Annotated in this window: 12 protein-coding genes and 1 pseudogene; 4 read left to right on the forward strand and 9 right to left on the reverse strand. The window is 55.6% G+C overall.

Translation table 11 applies throughout. From position 1 onward, the window contains the following. Positions 1-385: 385 nt before the first annotated feature. Entirely contained in the window at positions 386-556 is a 171-nt protein-coding gene (locus ABD890_RS00005; protein WP_345084030.1) for a hypothetical protein, read from the forward strand. A gap of 9 nt (positions 557-565) precedes the next feature. On the opposite strand, the pseudogene ABD890_RS00010 reads toward ABD890_RS00005, so the two are convergent. The 3 genes and pseudogenes from ABD890_RS00010 to ABD890_RS00015 all read right to left on the reverse strand — a co-directional run bounded on the left by ABD890_RS00010 (position 566) and on the right by ABD890_RS00015 (position 3,086). Next, positions 566-1,075, reverse strand: a pseudogene (locus tag ABD890_RS00010) (carbohydrate porin). Positions 1,076-1,166: 91 nt separating this feature from the next. Further along, the gene (locus ABD890_RS25475) at positions 1,167-1,499 is read right to left on the reverse strand and encodes a carbohydrate porin (RefSeq protein ID WP_425548468.1); all 333 of its coding nucleotides are present in this window, start codon (positions 1,497-1,499) and stop codon (positions 1,167-1,169) included. A gap of 66 nt (positions 1,500-1,565) precedes the next feature. Beyond that, a complete protein-coding gene (locus tag ABD890_RS00015; protein ID WP_345084034.1) occupies positions 1,566-3,086 on the reverse strand; it encodes a sulfatase family protein in 1,521 nt (506 codons plus the stop codon). 280 nt (positions 3,087-3,366) lie between these two features. Between ABD890_RS00015 and ABD890_RS00020 the strand changes: the two genes are divergently transcribed. From ABD890_RS00020 to ABD890_RS00030, 3 genes are all read left to right on the forward strand, one after another. Beyond that, a complete protein-coding gene (locus ABD890_RS00020) occupies positions 3,367-4,632 on the forward strand; it encodes a hypothetical protein (RefSeq protein WP_345084037.1) in 1,266 nt (421 codons plus the stop codon). Positions 4,633-4,689: 57 nt separating this feature from the next. Further along, on the forward strand, positions 4,690-5,556 hold the full coding sequence (locus ABD890_RS00025; protein ID WP_345084040.1) for a PhnD/SsuA/transferrin family substrate-binding protein: 867 nt from the start codon (positions 4,690-4,692) through the stop codon (positions 5,554-5,556). 110 nt (positions 5,557-5,666) lie between these two features. Next, positions 5,667-6,731, forward strand: coding sequence for an outer membrane protein assembly factor BamB family protein (locus tag ABD890_RS00030; protein WP_345084043.1), 1,065 nt, complete (start codon positions 5,667-5,669; stop codon positions 6,729-6,731). A 74-nt stretch (positions 6,732-6,805) separates the two neighbouring features. On the opposite strand, the gene ABD890_RS00035 is transcribed toward ABD890_RS00030, so the two are convergent. From ABD890_RS00035 to ABD890_RS00060, 6 genes are all read right to left on the reverse strand, one after another. Then, positions 6,806-7,168, reverse strand: a complete 363-nt coding sequence (locus ABD890_RS00035; RefSeq protein ID WP_345084046.1) for a carboxypeptidase-like regulatory domain-containing protein — start codon at positions 7,166-7,168, stop codon at positions 6,806-6,808. Positions 7,169-7,187: 19 nt separating this feature from the next. Further along, positions 7,188-8,156, reverse strand: coding sequence for a DUF1559 family PulG-like putative transporter (locus tag ABD890_RS00040; RefSeq protein WP_345084049.1), 969 nt, complete (start codon positions 8,154-8,156; stop codon positions 7,188-7,190). 418 nt (positions 8,157-8,574) lie between these two features. Beyond that, positions 8,575-10,347 (reverse strand): hypothetical protein, encoded by a 1,773-nt coding sequence (locus ABD890_RS00045; protein ID WP_345084052.1) that lies wholly within the window; start codon positions 10,345-10,347, stop codon positions 8,575-8,577. 228 nt (positions 10,348-10,575) lie between these two features. Beyond that, positions 10,576-11,043, reverse strand: coding sequence for a hypothetical protein (locus ABD890_RS00050; protein ID WP_345084055.1), 468 nt, complete (start codon positions 11,041-11,043; stop codon positions 10,576-10,578). A gap of 164 nt (positions 11,044-11,207) precedes the next feature. After that, positions 11,208-13,835 (reverse strand): glucans biosynthesis glucosyltransferase MdoH, encoded by a 2,628-nt coding sequence (gene mdoH, locus ABD890_RS00055; RefSeq protein ID WP_345084058.1) that lies wholly within the window; start codon positions 13,833-13,835, stop codon positions 11,208-11,210. Further along, positions 13,823-15,442 (reverse strand): glucan biosynthesis protein, encoded by a 1,620-nt coding sequence (locus ABD890_RS00060; RefSeq protein WP_345084061.1) that lies wholly within the window; start codon positions 15,440-15,442, stop codon positions 13,823-13,825. The genes mdoH and ABD890_RS00060 overlap by 13 nt, the downstream gene beginning before the upstream one ends. Between the last annotated feature and the right edge of the window lie 130 nt (positions 15,443-15,572).

Below are 15,572 nucleotides of genomic sequence, written 5' to 3' on the forward strand. Positions count from 1 at the left end.
TTCAAGTGGTTTTCACGAACCCAACGAACCCAAAAGTGGGACGACCACCGATCACTCAAGCAAGTCACTACCTTATTTATATTGAAAAGCCTCTTAGAGCTTCACAGCTCTAAGAGGTTTTTTCATGCGCGCTGCCAAGCTACCTGAAGTCTGAACCAAGACCAAGCATCTCTAATTCGCTGGTCGATCAAGCCCTTGGTTTTCGTGACCTAAGCTGGGCTCGCTTTTCGTCGGCAATTCGTTTTCTGAACAACCGGCATAATCAGTACAACAATACCCTGCCCCATTGGCGGAAGTTGACCCTTCTGCTGCTTTGATTCGGGTGGAGATAGATCTTGAATCTTTCACTCCCCCATTGATGATTCGCTTTTCCTGAGGTTCTCGGATGGGAAACGTATTTGTTCTGGTAAGGGCTGGTCGACTGACCGTCGCTTCGTTTCTTATGGTTCCCCCAGCGGTTACGCCAGGTCGATCGGCCCAAATTCAAGATCAGCCAACGGAAGTGGCGGCTCGATACCATTACCGCAATCGTCGCGGCAAGATTTATCGCCGATAGATCGGTTTTCTAGAGAGCGATTTCAAATCGCAAACCAATGGCCAGGCAATCTCGGGCATCGGCTCCGCCTGGGTTGGCAACAAATTGGAAGTCAGGCTGCACGACAATCGACTCAGTCAACTGTCAGAGACAATAGAGCTCGGCGAGCGATTCGTACGAATGCCCTGAAATTTCATGAATGGTGGGCCCCCATTGGGTACAGGCCCACCCCAGCCCGATGTAATCTTCGTCTCGTCTCTCGAAGAATCCCGTGTAGTTCAGACCGCAGCCGTAATATCGGTTGATTTCGTTGTACTGCTCTGGGGCCCAGCCTAGCTGGAAGAACAATCCCAGTCCTTGATCGGTTTCTGGGGCGTTCCCTTCTCGAAACACCAACTGATCGAACGCCATGTAGAAACCATGATTTCCCTGACGAGTTTCCCCGCTGCCATCGACGTGCTCGACTTCCCCTGAATGTCGCCACGCACCGGGCGATACTCCCCGGTCAATTGGCCTTCCGCGCCGAAACGTGGTTCTCAGGCCGCTTCGAAAATCGCGAAGTGGTCATATTTGCCCAATTCGTTGAGGCCCCACGTTCCGCCACGTGGATTTCCGTCGTAGATGCCCCCTTTCAGCAGAATGAATCGGACCAACGAGCAAACCCTGCAAGGCCCATCCCAGGCCTCGGAAAGGTTGGCTTCGGCACGTTGGGAATGAGGCCGAACGAAGATCCAACCAAATCGCCTGCCAGGTCGAGGGGACAGAAGTTGGCGTTGGCATCCTGCGTGCCAATCTTGAACCAGACGTCTCCCTCGCCAAATTCCTGCATCCACCAGTATTCACTGATTTGCGTGAAAGGATCGGAGTCGAGGTTACTCAGCGTTTGGTAGTCGCCTAAGTAGTCGGTCGTGATACTGCGGCCGTGGTTGGTCTCGCCGTAGATGAAGAACGTACCTCCTTCAATCCCGACCGCTTCGAGCGTTGCTCAGTTGACGCACGAACTGCAAGGTTTGCTGGGACAGTTCAAGGTCTAACCCTGCGGCATCACTTTCACCTGGCGATCGTTGGGAACCTTCTCGCCAGGCGTGCATCGGCCATTCTCGACTTGCTGCTGAAGCAGGTCGAGAAGCTGTTTCACTTTCTCAGGGTGTTCCGCGACCAGGTTCTCTTGCTCAGCAGGATCTGCAGCGAGGTTATAAAGCTGCAGATCTGGCAAACCTTGTTTCCGGGCAACGTTCTCTTTCGGAGCACTCCAGCCACCACTGCCGGATGCGAGGAGCAGCTTCCAGTCTCCCTGGCGAATGGCGAAATGCCCAGAGATTGAATGGCTCACCAGCGTATCGCGCCCGGTCGAATCTTTTCCTTCAAATAGTGGCACCAGACTATAGCCATCTTCACCACCGGTCGGTTGGAGTTCTTGTTGCGTAATCGCTTCCAGCGTCGGATAGATATCGGTGAGGCACACCAGCGATTGGGTCTTCGAGCCTGGTTCGACGTGTCCCGGCCATCGCACGAGCAAAGGGACGCGGTGACCACCTTCGTATAGATCGGCCTTGTGCCCACGGAACCCAGCACTCGGGTCGTGCCCCTTTTCTTTCAGCACCGGGAAGTTGGCCTGAGGCGAACATCCGTTGTCGCTGGTGAAGAAGACGATCGTGTTGCCTTCGATCCCCTGCTCCTTCAACGTATCGAGAAGCTGTCCCATATGATGATCGACTTGCATCACGAAGTCGCCATACGGATTCAAACTGCTCGCGTTGCGAAATGGTGGCAGGGGAACGATCGGCGTGTGTGGTGCAGGCAATGGCAAATAAAGAAAGAACGGCTTGTCGCGATTGACATCCGAAGTTCGCTCTTGCACGTAGGCAATCGATTTGTCGAACAGATGCGGCAAGACCTGTTCGATCTCGAAGTCAGGTGCGATCGGTCCTTTGCGATACCAGCCGTAAGCATCCTCTTCCCGTGTGACACCTTCTTCGCGGACCGGGATGGCCGTTGGTTTGCCCGTTTCCACCCAAACATAGGGAGGCATGTCGAGCGAGCCGCAGTGCCCGTAATAGTAATCGAAGCCATTAATATCAGGCCCATTCTTCACCGGTTTGCTGAAATCAATTCCGTCGTTCGTTTTGTGCCAGTCCCAACCGAGGTGCCATTTACCAATCATGGCAGTGTGATAACCGGCCTTCTGCATGAGATGCCCCAGCGTCGGGCGATCGGCTGGAATCAGATGCGGACTGGTTCCACCGAGCACGCCATTGGCCAGCTTCGATCGCCAGTTGTACCGGCCTGTCAGCAGACCATATCGAGTTGGTGTACAGACCGAACTGGGTGTGTGTGCGTCGAGAAAGGTCAACCCCTCGCTTGCCAGTCGATCGAGTCGCGGCGTCTTGATCTGGCACTGAGGATTGGTCGCCGAGAGGTCGCCCAGGCCCATATCGTCGGCCATCACCACAATCACGTTCGGCATGCGCTGGGCATTGGTCTCTGCGGCGAAACCCGTTGAGCACAAAAGAATCAGCAGCAACGCACTGGCGAAAAATCGAATCGGCATGAGAAGTCTCGTTGAGCAATCAGGCAGGAATCGGGGAAGGAAATCTATCCTAACCCACCAGGATTCGCTCTGCACCCATCCATGATTCTTGACTTGATGATGATCTCATTTTTTCCGATTTCTTGGTGACATGCTTATGCGCCGTCTACGCGAAAAAATACATGCGAATTCATCGAATGCAGGACAATTAGCTTCGTATTTTGATTGTCATTTATATAGATTCGCGCGATAATCAAACCTTCCGATACGGAGCCACACTTATCGCACAAGGAGCACAGACATGCGGCAATTCTGGGGTGCATGGGGACTTTTCTTGACGGCTTTGATCGCGTTTCCGGTATGGGCTCAAGAGCCAGAGGAACCGATCGACATCGACCAGCAAGCGACGCACGAGCAGACCCGGCTTATCGAGATTCCGAAGGACACACCGGTGAATGCCTTCTGCCTCGATGCCAAGGGACAGATTCTCGCAGCTTGCGGAATCGGCCCTGGCCAGGTCATGGTTCTGGATGCCAATGGTGAAAAACTTTCTTCGTGGGAAGTTTCCATCAAACCCGAAGCAATCAACTCGGCTGCCGACGGAACCATTCTGGTTGCCGGTCACGGCAAGATGCTGCGTTTCTCGCCAGAGGGTAAGCTGCTCAAAGAAGCAGACGCTCCTCATGCAGCGGCTCTCGCCGAGCATGAAGACGAACTTCGCAAACAAGCCGAAGAACAGGTCAATCGCCCGCCCGTATCGCTGGAATCGATTATCTCGGCCTACAAAGGCATGATCACCCAGCTCGAAGAAAAGCAGAAGACGGAAGAACTGAACGAACAGGAAATCCGCTTGCTGCAAATCTTGCCAGAGAACATCAAGAACTTCGAAGAGCAACAAAAGGCCCAGGAAGAAGCTAAGGCCAAAGCGGGCGAAGGCAAAGACAAGCCTGACAACTCGGCCGAAATCGAAAAGGTCTTGCAGTCGCTTAAGGTGAGTAAACTGCGGGTTGCTTCGATCAGCACCGATGGCAAGAACGTCTACCTGGCAACACCTTCCTCCGTGGGTTATACGTTCGACGTCTGGCAAACCAACGTCGACTTCGCCGAACCGAAGCTGGTGGTGAAAGAACTCCGTGGTTGCTGCGGACACATGGACGTTCAGGCTTGTGCCTCCGGAATCTACGTTGCTGAAAACGCTCGCCATCGCGTGGCCTGCTTCGAGCCTTCCGGCGAAATGCTGACGAGTTGGGGCAAGCGCGATCGTACCGGCGCGGATGGCTTTACCAGCTGCTGCAATCCGATGAACGTTTGCTTCGACAAAGCTGGCGACGTTTACACTGCCGAATCGAACACCGGTCGCATCAAGCGATTTGCCGCCGATGGCACGTTCAAGGAATACATCGGTGATGTCAAGCTCGTTCCTGGTTGCAAGAACGTCTCGATTGCGATTTCGCCTGACAACGATTCGGTCTACATGCTCGACATCACGCGTAACCACATCGTGTTGATGCAGCGCAAGGCTCCTTCGGCCGAGACCACCAAGGTAGAAGCGACCAAGGAAACCTAATCACCTTGGTGCGATTCTCCCTTCGATCTACAACTGACTTCTCTCAGGAGAAACTCAATGCATCTTTTTGCCCGCCAGGCATCGCTATTCGGGGCGATGCTGCTGGCCGTTATCTCTGCGACGACCCTCTATGCGGAAGAAAAGCCGCTGACGATGGTGGTCATGGATCCGCTGGCCGCTCCCCTTTCTTGCCCTTGCGTGGAAGGTTATGCCCAGCGGAAATATGAAGCACTCGAAGCTTTCCTCGAAAAGCAGATGGGCCAATCGGTGCATCTGCTCTTCACCGAGTCGCTGGAAACGCTGAAGCCGGAAGACCTGGCAGGTGGAACCATCGACATCGTGATCGGCAAAGATTCGGTCGTGCGATACGACACCAAGCAGAAAGGCCTTTCGGCAACTGCCCTGGCGCGCCTAACGGACAAGACCGGTTCGACCACGCAGTATGGGATGATCGTGGTTCCCAAGGACGACCCGGCCCAGAAGCCTGCCGACCTGAAGGGTTACCAGATCTACTTCGGTGCGATCGATGCCGCCGAGAAGCACGAAGCCGCGATCGAACTGCTGACCAAGGCAGGCATCACATTGCCGGAGACGTTAGAGATCTCCCAGGCCTGTAGTGATGGAGCCTGTAAGATCCTCGAGTTGGAGGGCCCGACCAAAGGTGCCGCCGTCATCTCGAGCTACGCCGCGCCTCTTTTAGAAGGCTGTGGCACGATCAAGAAGGGTGATCTGCGCGTGATTGGCAAGACGAAGACGGTTCCATTTGTGACCGCCTTCGCCACGGACAATCTCTCGCCCGAACAGCAGAAGAAGGTTCACGACAGCCTGATGATGGTCGCCACGGAACCGGAACTTTGTTCGCAGCTCGAAACGCTCGTCGGCTTCGTGCCGGTCGAGGAAGATGAGGCTGCAAAAAAAAAGTAGCTGAGGTCTCTTCCCCAGCTTGGAATGGTTGGCGCGGCCCAGGTCGCGACGGCCATTACCCGCGATTGCCCTCTTCGTTTCCGGCAGAACCGCAATCGCTTTGGACCACCGTGCTTCCCAGTGCTGGACTGGGAGGCATTGCCGCGAACGACCAGTTTGTGGTCGTCGGTCATCGTGACTTCGATGACTTTCAAGACATGTTCAGTTGCCTAGATGCCGCTACCGGCAAGACACTGTGGCAACTGCAGTACCTGGCGGTCGACAATCTCGACTACGGCCAGTCACCACGCAGCACGCCGAGCATCGTCGATGATCGCGTGATCCTGCTTGGTGCGATGGGTGATCTGCACTGCGTGGAACTTGCCAGCGGTAAGATTCAGTGGAAAATGAACCTGAAGTCCCGCTTCGGCGCCGATGCCGATTTGCCGTGGGGTTATTGCGGATCTCCTTTGATCGTCGATGACAAAGTCATTGTGCAAACCGGCGGAAAAGAAGCCGCGCTCGTTGCTTTGGATATCGCCAGCGGTGAGGTCGCCTGGAAGACTGCCGGAGCCGCGCCATCCTATGGCTCGCTAATCGTGGCAACCTTAGGCAACCGTCGACAGATCGTTGGACACGACGCCACCACGCTGGGCGGATGGGATGCGATAACCGGCGTTCGTCTGTGGTCGATCACACCAGAGATCGAAGGAGACTTCAACGTTCCTACGCCCGTCGTTGTCGATGACAAGCTGCTGGTCGCGACAGAAAACAATGGGACTCGGCTGTATCAATTTCAGGCCGATGGCATGATCGATCCAGAGCCGGTCATGACCAATCGCAAGCTGACGCCCGACATGAGTTCGCCCGTCGTGGTAGGTAAGCGTGTCTTCTGCGTGAATCGATTTTTATACTGCTTGGACTTATCGCAAGACCTGAAAGAACTCTCGCGACAACGTGACAAAACACTCGGTGACTATGCCGCAATGATCGCGGATAATCGTCACTTGCTGGTTGTCGGCAATGGAGAGCTCCTGCTGATCGATGCGACCGACGACGATTGCCCGATCATCGGCCGCTTCACTTTCTCGGCGGAAAAGATCGACGCCTTCTCGCATCCGGCGCTGGTCGGCGACCGGCTCTACCTGCGGAGTGGTGCGAGCCTGACTTGCTGGCAGCTTTCGAGCGAGTCGTAAACCGCGTCTGCAATGCGGTTCCCAAACATGCCAAGGCCTCTGAGCGAATCAGAGGCCTTTTCTATGGGGGGGAGCTACTTGGCCAGGTCGAAGTCGAACGTCGTTTTCTCAGGCGTGACGACGGCGACCAGTTGGCTGTCGGTCCCGGCATACTTTTCAAACATGGGATCAATCGACATACCATCTTGCGACATTCGGAAAATGCTGACGGTGTACTCCCCTGGCAGCAGCTCGTCGAGGACGAACTTACCGTTGCCATTGGTTACGGCTCGACCGACCGTCGGCAGATGCTCGGCCTGAAAGGTCACCTCGGCGTCACGGCAAGGCTTACCTTCCATTGAGATGCTGCCGCTGACTTCCACGACGTTCTCAGGCGCAATCGCCTGAGAACATCCAACCAGCGCGACGATCAGTGACAACATAATTAGAAATCTCATCGCATCTCCTTCGTCGGTGCTAAAACGTTAACGTAACGACTTCACCACTTTGCGGCGTTCCCATCGCAAACCACAAGTTGCCATCGATCGTGTCGGGAATAAATCGGACGCTCCCGTCCATCATTCCGCCATTAACGCCGCCGGGATGATAACTCCCCACGGTCGAGATGTTGCGGGCATAGGTACCGGAACCCCACGTTGGCTCAGGGCTGTTGGGCGTTCCGTTGCGGTGAATGGTGTAACCGATGTTCGACTGATACTGCCCGTCAAACCAGCTTCGGGCGAACTGGTTCTTGTCGACTCCGTTCTCCAGCACGTAGTCGAGGCCTGGGGCGAACTCGCCGACGACCATCGTGTTAGAAAGCCCATCGGTCACGGCCGCCATCTTCATCTTCGGTGCCACGACCGGCGCGTTGTCGAGCGGAATCGGCGTTCCGGCCGAGAACGCATACTTCAGTCCCCAGAAGATCGAGAACACGCCGCCGTTGGGCGGTCCATAGCGACCACACTGTCCGTAACCATGGCTCGACATGGCCACCGGATAGTTGTTCGGGCCACAAGTGTTGATGTACGGCCCCAGTGGCGAGCTCGGGCATTCATAGGTCGAAACACGCATCGCTTTGACGTGAGCATTCTGCGACGCCTTCATGCCATAACGAAAGTCGACCTCGTCGTAGATGTTCTTCTGTTCGATATATGGCAATAAGTATGTATGCAAGGTATGGGCATAGGGATTCCCTTCGTCGCCGCCGCATCCGTCGGCGCGGGTCGTGTGCGAGAAGTGCACGCCGCGCGGTATGTGTCCGCCATTGACGTCCATGTAGTTGTGCATTCCGAGCACCATCTGCTTGATGTTGTTCACGCATTGTCCACGTCGCGCGGCCTCGCGTGCCATCTGCACCGCAGGCAAAAGAAGTGCGATCAAGACGCCAATAATCGCAATGACAACAAGCAATTCCACCAGCGTGAAGGCTGTTCGCTTCGGCATAGTTCTCCCCTCTTCAAGTGTGTTCCAAACGGTAAAGACTCTGGGCAGAGTTCCGCCTTATTCAAACTTGAGGGCTCAGCCCGATGGCTGGCATGGTGGGGGCAAAGATCTTAAGTTGCCTGGGAAAGCATTCAATCTGGCGTGGTGGGACATATCGCCAGATCGGTTTTAATATCATCCGAATGTTAATGACATTGGTGATATCTATTCTTTAGATCTCGTGAACCGAAGATAAGCCATTCACGATCAATCGCCCAGGAAAAAACGGCAACGATCAGGGCCATTCTGAAAAGTTCTCCTGGCCGTCGTGATAGTGGCAAGGTCTCCACCAGAAGGAGGCACTCTAATCACGACACCTCGCCCATGCCAGAGGAACTATTTTCGAAGGCGATGTGTACTACCGCGCGAGGCTTACTTCTCAGCTTGCCTCGTCTACCCCGTCACCGACTTCGTCATTCAGATCGGGCAGCCCTTCACCGTCACGATTGCCGCAGAAATTGAACTCTGTCAGTTCAACTGGAAAGATCCACACGGGCTCGAAAATGAAACGAGGAAACGAAACCGGGAATTGTTCGTTCACCACGAAGTTCATTCCATCCAACTCGTCGACAAGCACCTGGCTCACGGACTTCGGCACGTGGAAGACTTCCCACTGGCTTTCCGCATTGAAACCAGTGATGTAGACGTAAGGGTCGTTTTGTGGGGGCGCCGGGACTTCGGAGGCCGATGTCGGTTGTTCCGCAACTGGTTTCGACTTGCCGATTTCTTTCGTCATCATCGAGAAGTCGACGAGACCCACTTTCAAATCGTGATTGAAGTCGAAAGCGAAGCCTTCGTCGCCGGTGATCGCAAGAGGACCTTTCGCCATTTGCTCTAGCAGCGCGTCAAGATCCGCGCGATCGATGCGGCCGTCGTCGTTGGTATCGAAGGCGACCGGATGAAACTCTCCGGCGATTGTGGGCGAAACCATCGCGGACTCTTCGTTCCCGCTGACCTGGGCTTCGTCGAGCCACATCATGTTGGTCTCTGGCGTGGGATAGTAGCCATCGGTTTGAATCGCAATCCCAACCGGATCGTCCGCGTTGGGCTTCTGGACAAAACGTGCCACCAGGACACGATCTCCGATGGTGTAGCCGGATAAATCGATTCCATGCAGCGTGCCAGTGGTGACGCGGACACCGTTTTCATCGGTGCCGGTCTCCAGCGAGGCGTCGCCAATCGCGGCGACCATCTCAGGGTCGTCCAGCCAATATGCTTTCGACTTCATCACCCAGTTCAAATCGACCGGGCCAGACTTCATATCGGCACCGACGGTCACCCACAGTTCGCCTGGGACTTCCTCCCATTCGTTGAAACGATTGCTGCTGCCGATTTGTCCTGGCTCCAGCGGCATGCCAGTGCTCGTCGATCCAAGTGGCAACGATGGATCACGCGTCAGTTGAATGTCGACGACTGTCCGCTCGAGCGTCCAACGATTGTTGACCAGGAAACCGAGCCTCAGAGGCACTATCGGAGGCAGTCCATTTGCTGACAGGATGGTCGCTTCCCATGGCTGTTCGACGGCAGGGGGTGGAAGCTGATCGATGAGATGCTGCGGGATCGTATCGATTGCCTGAAGCGGCTCGGCGGAGCCAGGTTCATAGGTCCATGCCTGAGACTGGCCACTCTTTTGCAGCTCGAAGTAAAGCTTCCCGTTCTCGGTCAGCATCCCTTCCGCTTCGGGGATCGTGTCGCCAGGTTGGTAGCCTTCAAAGCGATGCAGCAACGTGGCTTCGCCAGCCCCTTGGTTGGCGGCTGGATCAAACTTCCAGAGCTGCACTTCCTGCGAGTTCGTGGTCTGGAAATAAATCTGCCCGTCGAGCAGCGTTACTTGAATGATGCTGGTTGGATAGGCCGACCAATGAAAGCTGGTCACGGCTCGTTCCGCAGGCAGACCGTTGGCGTCGGCCTGATCGAACTCGAATAGCTGCGAGATTCCATTGGCATCGCGGCCGTTGTGATACGCCTTATCCCCCAGAAACACGACTGAGTTCGCGGTGTAGCGTGGCTCGGCGGTATTGCCCAATAGAACAAAGGGGCCGGGGTATACTGGCTCCATCGGCCAATCGGAAGGGACTACGGACGTCATCACCGTCCGAATTTCCAGTGTCTCGATCGGCAGACGTCGGCTGGTCCGGACGGAGGATCGCACAGTTTCTTTTCGCGAAAGCCACGATAAGAGAGCGGAATACACGGCGAAATATCTCGGGGAGGCGTCCCACGACGGATATGGGTACGCAGTTAGGGCATGTTTGAGACTCGACGGGATGCCGGTCTGAAATGGGGAACACCGCACCCCACCAGAGGCATTGGATGCTTAGTCTATATAGGGAATTCCCAAAAACAACCGTTACAGGCCGGAAATTCCCGATTCGCGCACTCAGCCCCGAATAGATTGCAAGTCAGCAAGTAGCATTTCGCGGGATGATGCCTCACCCACTTGCCTGGCAAGTTGTTCCGCCGAATCAAGATGGCGATTCGCCGCGGTCATTTCGCCGCAAATCGCCGCGGCCCGGGCCAGGGCTTCGTAGGCGTATGCCTGGTAAAAGGGAGGCGTACCCCGGGCGTACTTCAGGCAAAGCTGCCCGCACTGCTTGGCCATCGGTCCGTCGCTTAATAGGGCGAAGACTCGCGAAAGCTGCCAATAGCCGACCGAGCGTGATTGATCGGTCAAGTCTTCGCGGTGACGCCAATGCCACATCGACGCGGCCGCATGGCATAGCATGTCGATGTCTTCTTCCAGATCGCGGTCGGTCTTGTCGATCAGCTCCCAAGCGGTGTTGAAGGCTTCGGCCGAAAACTGACGATGGGCCAACTTGCGATCGAAGGGAGATGGTTCGGCAGACATGGCACACTGTCATAAGGATTGAATGACAAACGAGCGACAAAGGCTGCCAGCATTTCTAGGGGGCAAGCGTCCAACGATCAAGAGATTTCTCTCGCCAAGAAAAGATGTATGCCCACGCAGGACGTGGGCATAGCACCTGAGATGGTTGACTTCTTGCGGTTGGCTTAGCGATAAGCCAGAGCCGACTTCGGTTGACGCTGCGAACGCAACTGAATGTGCAGTTGTTCCATAGCGTACCGATTGTTCTGAATCTGGAAGCGAACCTGTGGTGGCAAGGCCTGCAGCCCGTCCTTTTTCACGATCGCTTGAATTTCCATCAACTGATCGCGGAAGACAGGAATCTCGCGATCGGCCGTGCGAAGGATGCCCAAGTGCAGCACCAGGTAAGCCGGATCTTCCAGCACCAACTGGAATGGATCGGTCTTCGATGCCCCTTGCTTTTCACGGAAGCCTTGAGCTAAGGCAGTCCTCTGAGCGGTCAGCACTTCTGGGCTGTGGACTTCTTCACCGATCATCAACAGGCCGTTCTTCTTCAAGTTGCGACCAATTTCGAGGCTCCCCAGAACCATCGAGATCGGCACCGAGAAGAGCAGACCAACCAAAACCGGCGACAGCCAAAACAGGAATGCCGGAGCGGTCATGAACAATGCAGTGGTGACGACCAAACCGATAAGGGTATGCCCCCAGTGCATCATGATCGCATCACCCAGGCTCACGCCGGTGTCGTCACGCTGCTGAGCATTCCACTTCACCTTCTTGCCGCGAAGCGTTGCCAACACAAACTGGCTGTGCAGCAGCATCATGATCGGAGCGATCAGGATCGCGATGGCCGTTTCGAGCAGGACGCTCATCCAGGCTTTCTCGCGAACTTCGGGTGTATCGTGAGGAGCTGGTCGCAGATAAAGAGCGATCAGACCGAATGCTTTCGGCAATAGCAGCATGCCCATTGTTGCGGCGAACAAGCCACCGGCCAGCCCACCCAGGATGGCATTGCCTTCGGAACCACCGCTGATAAAAGCGGCGACCAGTGATAGCGAAAGGAACACCAGCCACAGTGGCGACGAAAGATAGCTCATCACCCCCATGCTCAAGTGCAGGCGACTGGCTGGGTGAAAACCGTCGGCCAGAAGCAAGCCCATGTGCTGCATGTTGCCCTGGCACCAGCGTTGGTCTCGCTGAGCGTAGTCGAGCATCGTCGTCGGGCATTCTTCGTAGCTGCCCTGCAGATCGTGGGCGAGGCAAATCTTCCAGCCAGCACGACGCATCAAAGCGGCTTCGACAAAGTCGTGGCTGAGGATTTCGCCACCCAGTGGACCATTGCCTGGCAGCACTGGCAGGTCGCAGTGTTCCATGAATGGTTTGATGCGGATGATGGCGTTGTGTCCCCAGTAGTTGCCGTCGCATTCCGACCAAAGGGCGAACCCTTCCAGAAAGACGCGACCGTAGACCTGGGCAGCGAACTGCTGAGTCCGGGCAAAGAACGACTGACGATTGACTGGGGTCGGTGGCACTTGCAGGATACCGATCTTCGGATCGTTCTCCATGCGGCGAACCATTTCGACCAGCGTCGCACCGTCCATCACGCTGTCGGCGTCGAGGACGATCATGTAAGGATAGTGGTCACCCCAACGCTGACAGAAGTCGGCGATGTTGCCTGCTTTGCGGCTGACATTCTTTGGGCGGTGACGGTAGTAAACATTGCAACTATCGCCGAGGTCGATTGCCAGCTTGGCCCAGGCACGTTCTTCTTCCAACCAGATGTCTGGGTTGGTGGTGTCGGACAAAACAAACAGGTCGAACTTCTCGGCCGCTGCAATCGATTTCAGCGAAAGGGCAACCGCTTTCAGGTTGGCCATCACGCTGGAAGTGTCTTCGTTATAGATTGGCATCAGGATGGCGCTGCGTGGCAGACCGTCCAGGTAACCGTCGTCGCCAGGGCTGAGCGTCTTCTTCTGTTTCTTCGAGAACAGGATCGAAGCCAACCCCATCGAGGCGGTCCAGAAGCTGAACGCGATCCAAAAGAACAGCAGGACGAACAACGCCACCAGGGGATACTGGAAGAACCCGGTCGCGCTGACCGTTTCCCAATAGGCTGCCGCTGCGGCCCCTGTCGTCAGGACCGTCAGGAAGGCGAGCAAACTACGGGTCACGTTGAAGCAGTTCAACACCGAGCAGTCGGTCTGCTGCGTAGCGGGTGCCTGTTCGCGCTGATCTCGTTTGGCTTGTTGCCAGCCGAGCTTTTCCGCAAATTGCTTTCCCCAGCGAGGCAGAAGTGGCAGCTCCTGCTTCGTCATTTCTTTCGGCTTGGACTGCGGCACGACCGGCTTGCGCTTGGTCTTGGCATTGGCGACCAGTGGTTCTGGCAGGGTGTCGCCCAGCAGGCCTTCCGGATGTAGGTTCAGTAGTTCAGGCAAGTGAGCGCCGATGACGCCGGTCGGAATAGGCGAATCGCTGGCGTCGTTTTCGACTTCGATGGCATGCACCCACTTGGCGAGCTTCTTAACGGTCAAACGTACCGCCAGTTTGCGAAGCCGCTTGCCGTTGGCTTTCGGATCGGTCGCGATCTGCTCGAGGGCGTCGCTGACGATTCGCTTGCTTTCCGCGGCGATGAATTCTGGATCGGTCAAACCGAGATCGCGCAGGTATTCGGCAACCACCATTTTGGCAGACCGAACATCCGATTCCGGTAGCTCGACCAATGCAGGTACGTGGGGAAATACCGACCCCAGATCGGTATCGAAGGAATGTCCGAAGACAGCTCCGACATCGGTGGTTGAACTTAAATGGGACATAGATATCTCCACGATTCTGAGAAGAGCTCCTCCTCGTCAACGAGGTGAACCTCCATCTCCATAGCGTACGGTGTGTCCGGGACCAGGTTGCACGTCACTTCCACGGTGTTTAAAGCGGTTCGCCGGACGACGATGTTTTCCGCTTTGCCACGTTGCACATCGATATGCGATTGCAACTGGCGTTCCGTAGAGAATTTGGAAATGGCGTCGCCTTGGAAGACGACGGTGAGACGGAGAGAGGATTTGTCCGAGCGATCGACTCGGAAATCAGTCACTTTGGCAAGCGAATGCTGCTTGGGCGACTGGCTGAGAAAGGCAATTTCATATTCCAGATCGATCGGCTCGCCGACCTTCACTGGTTGTTTGGGCATCCAATAGGCGCCGATGTTATCGATCCCTTCATGCTCGGAAGGAAGTTCTAACAACTGGACGGCACCATCCTGCCAAGGCGTCTTCGGCGTGATCCACACGCTAGGTCGCAAATGATATTTCGCCTCGTCATCCTTGTATCGGCTGGGCAGACGTTCGGCCTGCATCAATCCAAAGCCGTGAAGCTCTTTCGCATCATAATTGCTAAGGGACGGAAAATCCAAGCGGTTTAACGAACGTCGAATCCAGTCGTTTTCACCCCGTTGGATCAGCAAACTATCGGCATCGTGGACGCGCGGACGTGGGTCGTTCTCAGGTCCCGGCTTACCGGGGCCCCACATGAACATACTGGTCAATGGAGCAATCCCGACCTTCTCTGGCACACGGCGGAAGTAAAGTCGAGCCTTCACGTCGATGGTCATTGTTTCGTTCGGGTGAATCACCAGGGCGTAGGCCCCGGCAACACTCGGGCTGTCCAGCAGCGCCCACACCTTCAAATCCTGCGAATCTGGCTTCGGAGTCTCGATCCAGAATTCACGAAATATTGGAAATTCTTCCGCCTTGGCGAGTCCAATGTCGACTGCCAAACCGCGGGCACTCGATCCGTAGAACTGTCCTGGCGAGATTGCACGGAAGTAACTCGCTCCGAGGAACGAGGCGACTTCGAGGTAGTTCTCCGAGTCAGGAAACTTGCCGATCACCTTCACCCCGGCATAGCCGAGGTCTTTTGGAGGATCGAGTCCGGCCACTTCGCCTCGGTATTGGAACATCGTTTTGTCGAAGTCCAATCGGTTGGCCTGGTCACCGGAAGTCGCTCCGTCGGGCAACAGCGAGACCTGGACTTCGTCGCGGAAGATATAACCGCGATGGAAGAACTCGAGCCAGAACGGCAAGGCTTCCTTTTTCCAGATCGAGCGTGCGTGCTCGAAGGCGATCAAACGATAGGTATCGTAGTTGAGCTCTTTGAGGTCCTCGGGAAGCTCGTGCGAAGATTCGTACTCGCGCTGCGAGTGTTGTTTCGCTTTCGCATCTATTGCGGCAAAGATGGGATCAGCAGCCATTGCTGAATCGGCAGACGAAGGCTTTTTCGAGTCGTCGAGTTCCGCCGCATATAGACACTGTGGCGAACCGCAAATCGCGGCGCCCAAAAGCATGGCTCCCAGCAGCCAGCGCCGATAGGTTCGACGCGACCGTAGAGACGGACAGTAGTGGTTGTTGAAACAAAGATCGACAGCCATGAAGCAAGCCTGTGGTGTTGGATTTGCTAGCGCCTCTGGCGCAACACTACGCCGTAAATGCACGAGTCGTGCCAAATAATGATTTGGATTTGGCTAACACATTCGAGAGAATCAATGCGAGACATTTAGG

Source organism: Bremerella cremea, from assembly GCF_039541315.1.
GTDB lineage: Bacteria > Planctomycetota > Planctomycetia > Pirellulales > Pirellulaceae > Bremerella > Bremerella cremea.

Bases quoted from the DNA above. Each gene is read 5' to 3' on its own strand.
- ABD890_RS00025 (WP_345084040.1), top strand. From the start codon at position 4,690: ATGCATCTTTTTGCCCGCCAGGCATCGCTATTCGGGGCGATGCTGCTG.
- ABD890_RS00020 (WP_345084037.1), top strand. From the start codon at position 3,367: ATGCGGCAATTCTGGGGTGCATGGGGACTTTTCTTGACGGCTTTGATC.
- ABD890_RS00060 (WP_345084061.1), bottom strand. From the start codon at position 15,442: ATGGCTGTCGATCTTTGTTTCAACAACCACTACTGTCCGTCTCTACGG.
- ABD890_RS00040 (WP_345084049.1), bottom strand. From the start codon at position 8,156: ATGCCGAAGCGAACAGCCTTCACGCTGGTGGAATTGCTTGTTGTCATT.
- mdoH (WP_345084058.1), bottom strand. From the start codon at position 13,835: ATGTCCCATTTAAGTTCAACCACCGATGTCGGAGCTGTCTTCGGACAT.
- ABD890_RS00035 (WP_345084046.1), bottom strand. From the start codon at position 7,168: ATGAGATTTCTAATTATGTTGTCACTGATCGTCGCGCTGGTTGGATGT.
- ABD890_RS00015 (WP_345084034.1), bottom strand. From the start codon at position 3,086: ATGCCGATTCGATTTTTCGCCAGTGCGTTGCTGCTGATTCTTTTGTGC.
- ABD890_RS00005 (WP_345084030.1), top strand. From the start codon at position 386: ATGGGAAACGTATTTGTTCTGGTAAGGGCTGGTCGACTGACCGTCGCT.
- ABD890_RS00050 (WP_345084055.1), bottom strand. From the start codon at position 11,043: ATGTCTGCCGAACCATCTCCCTTCGATCGCAAGTTGGCCCATCGTCAG.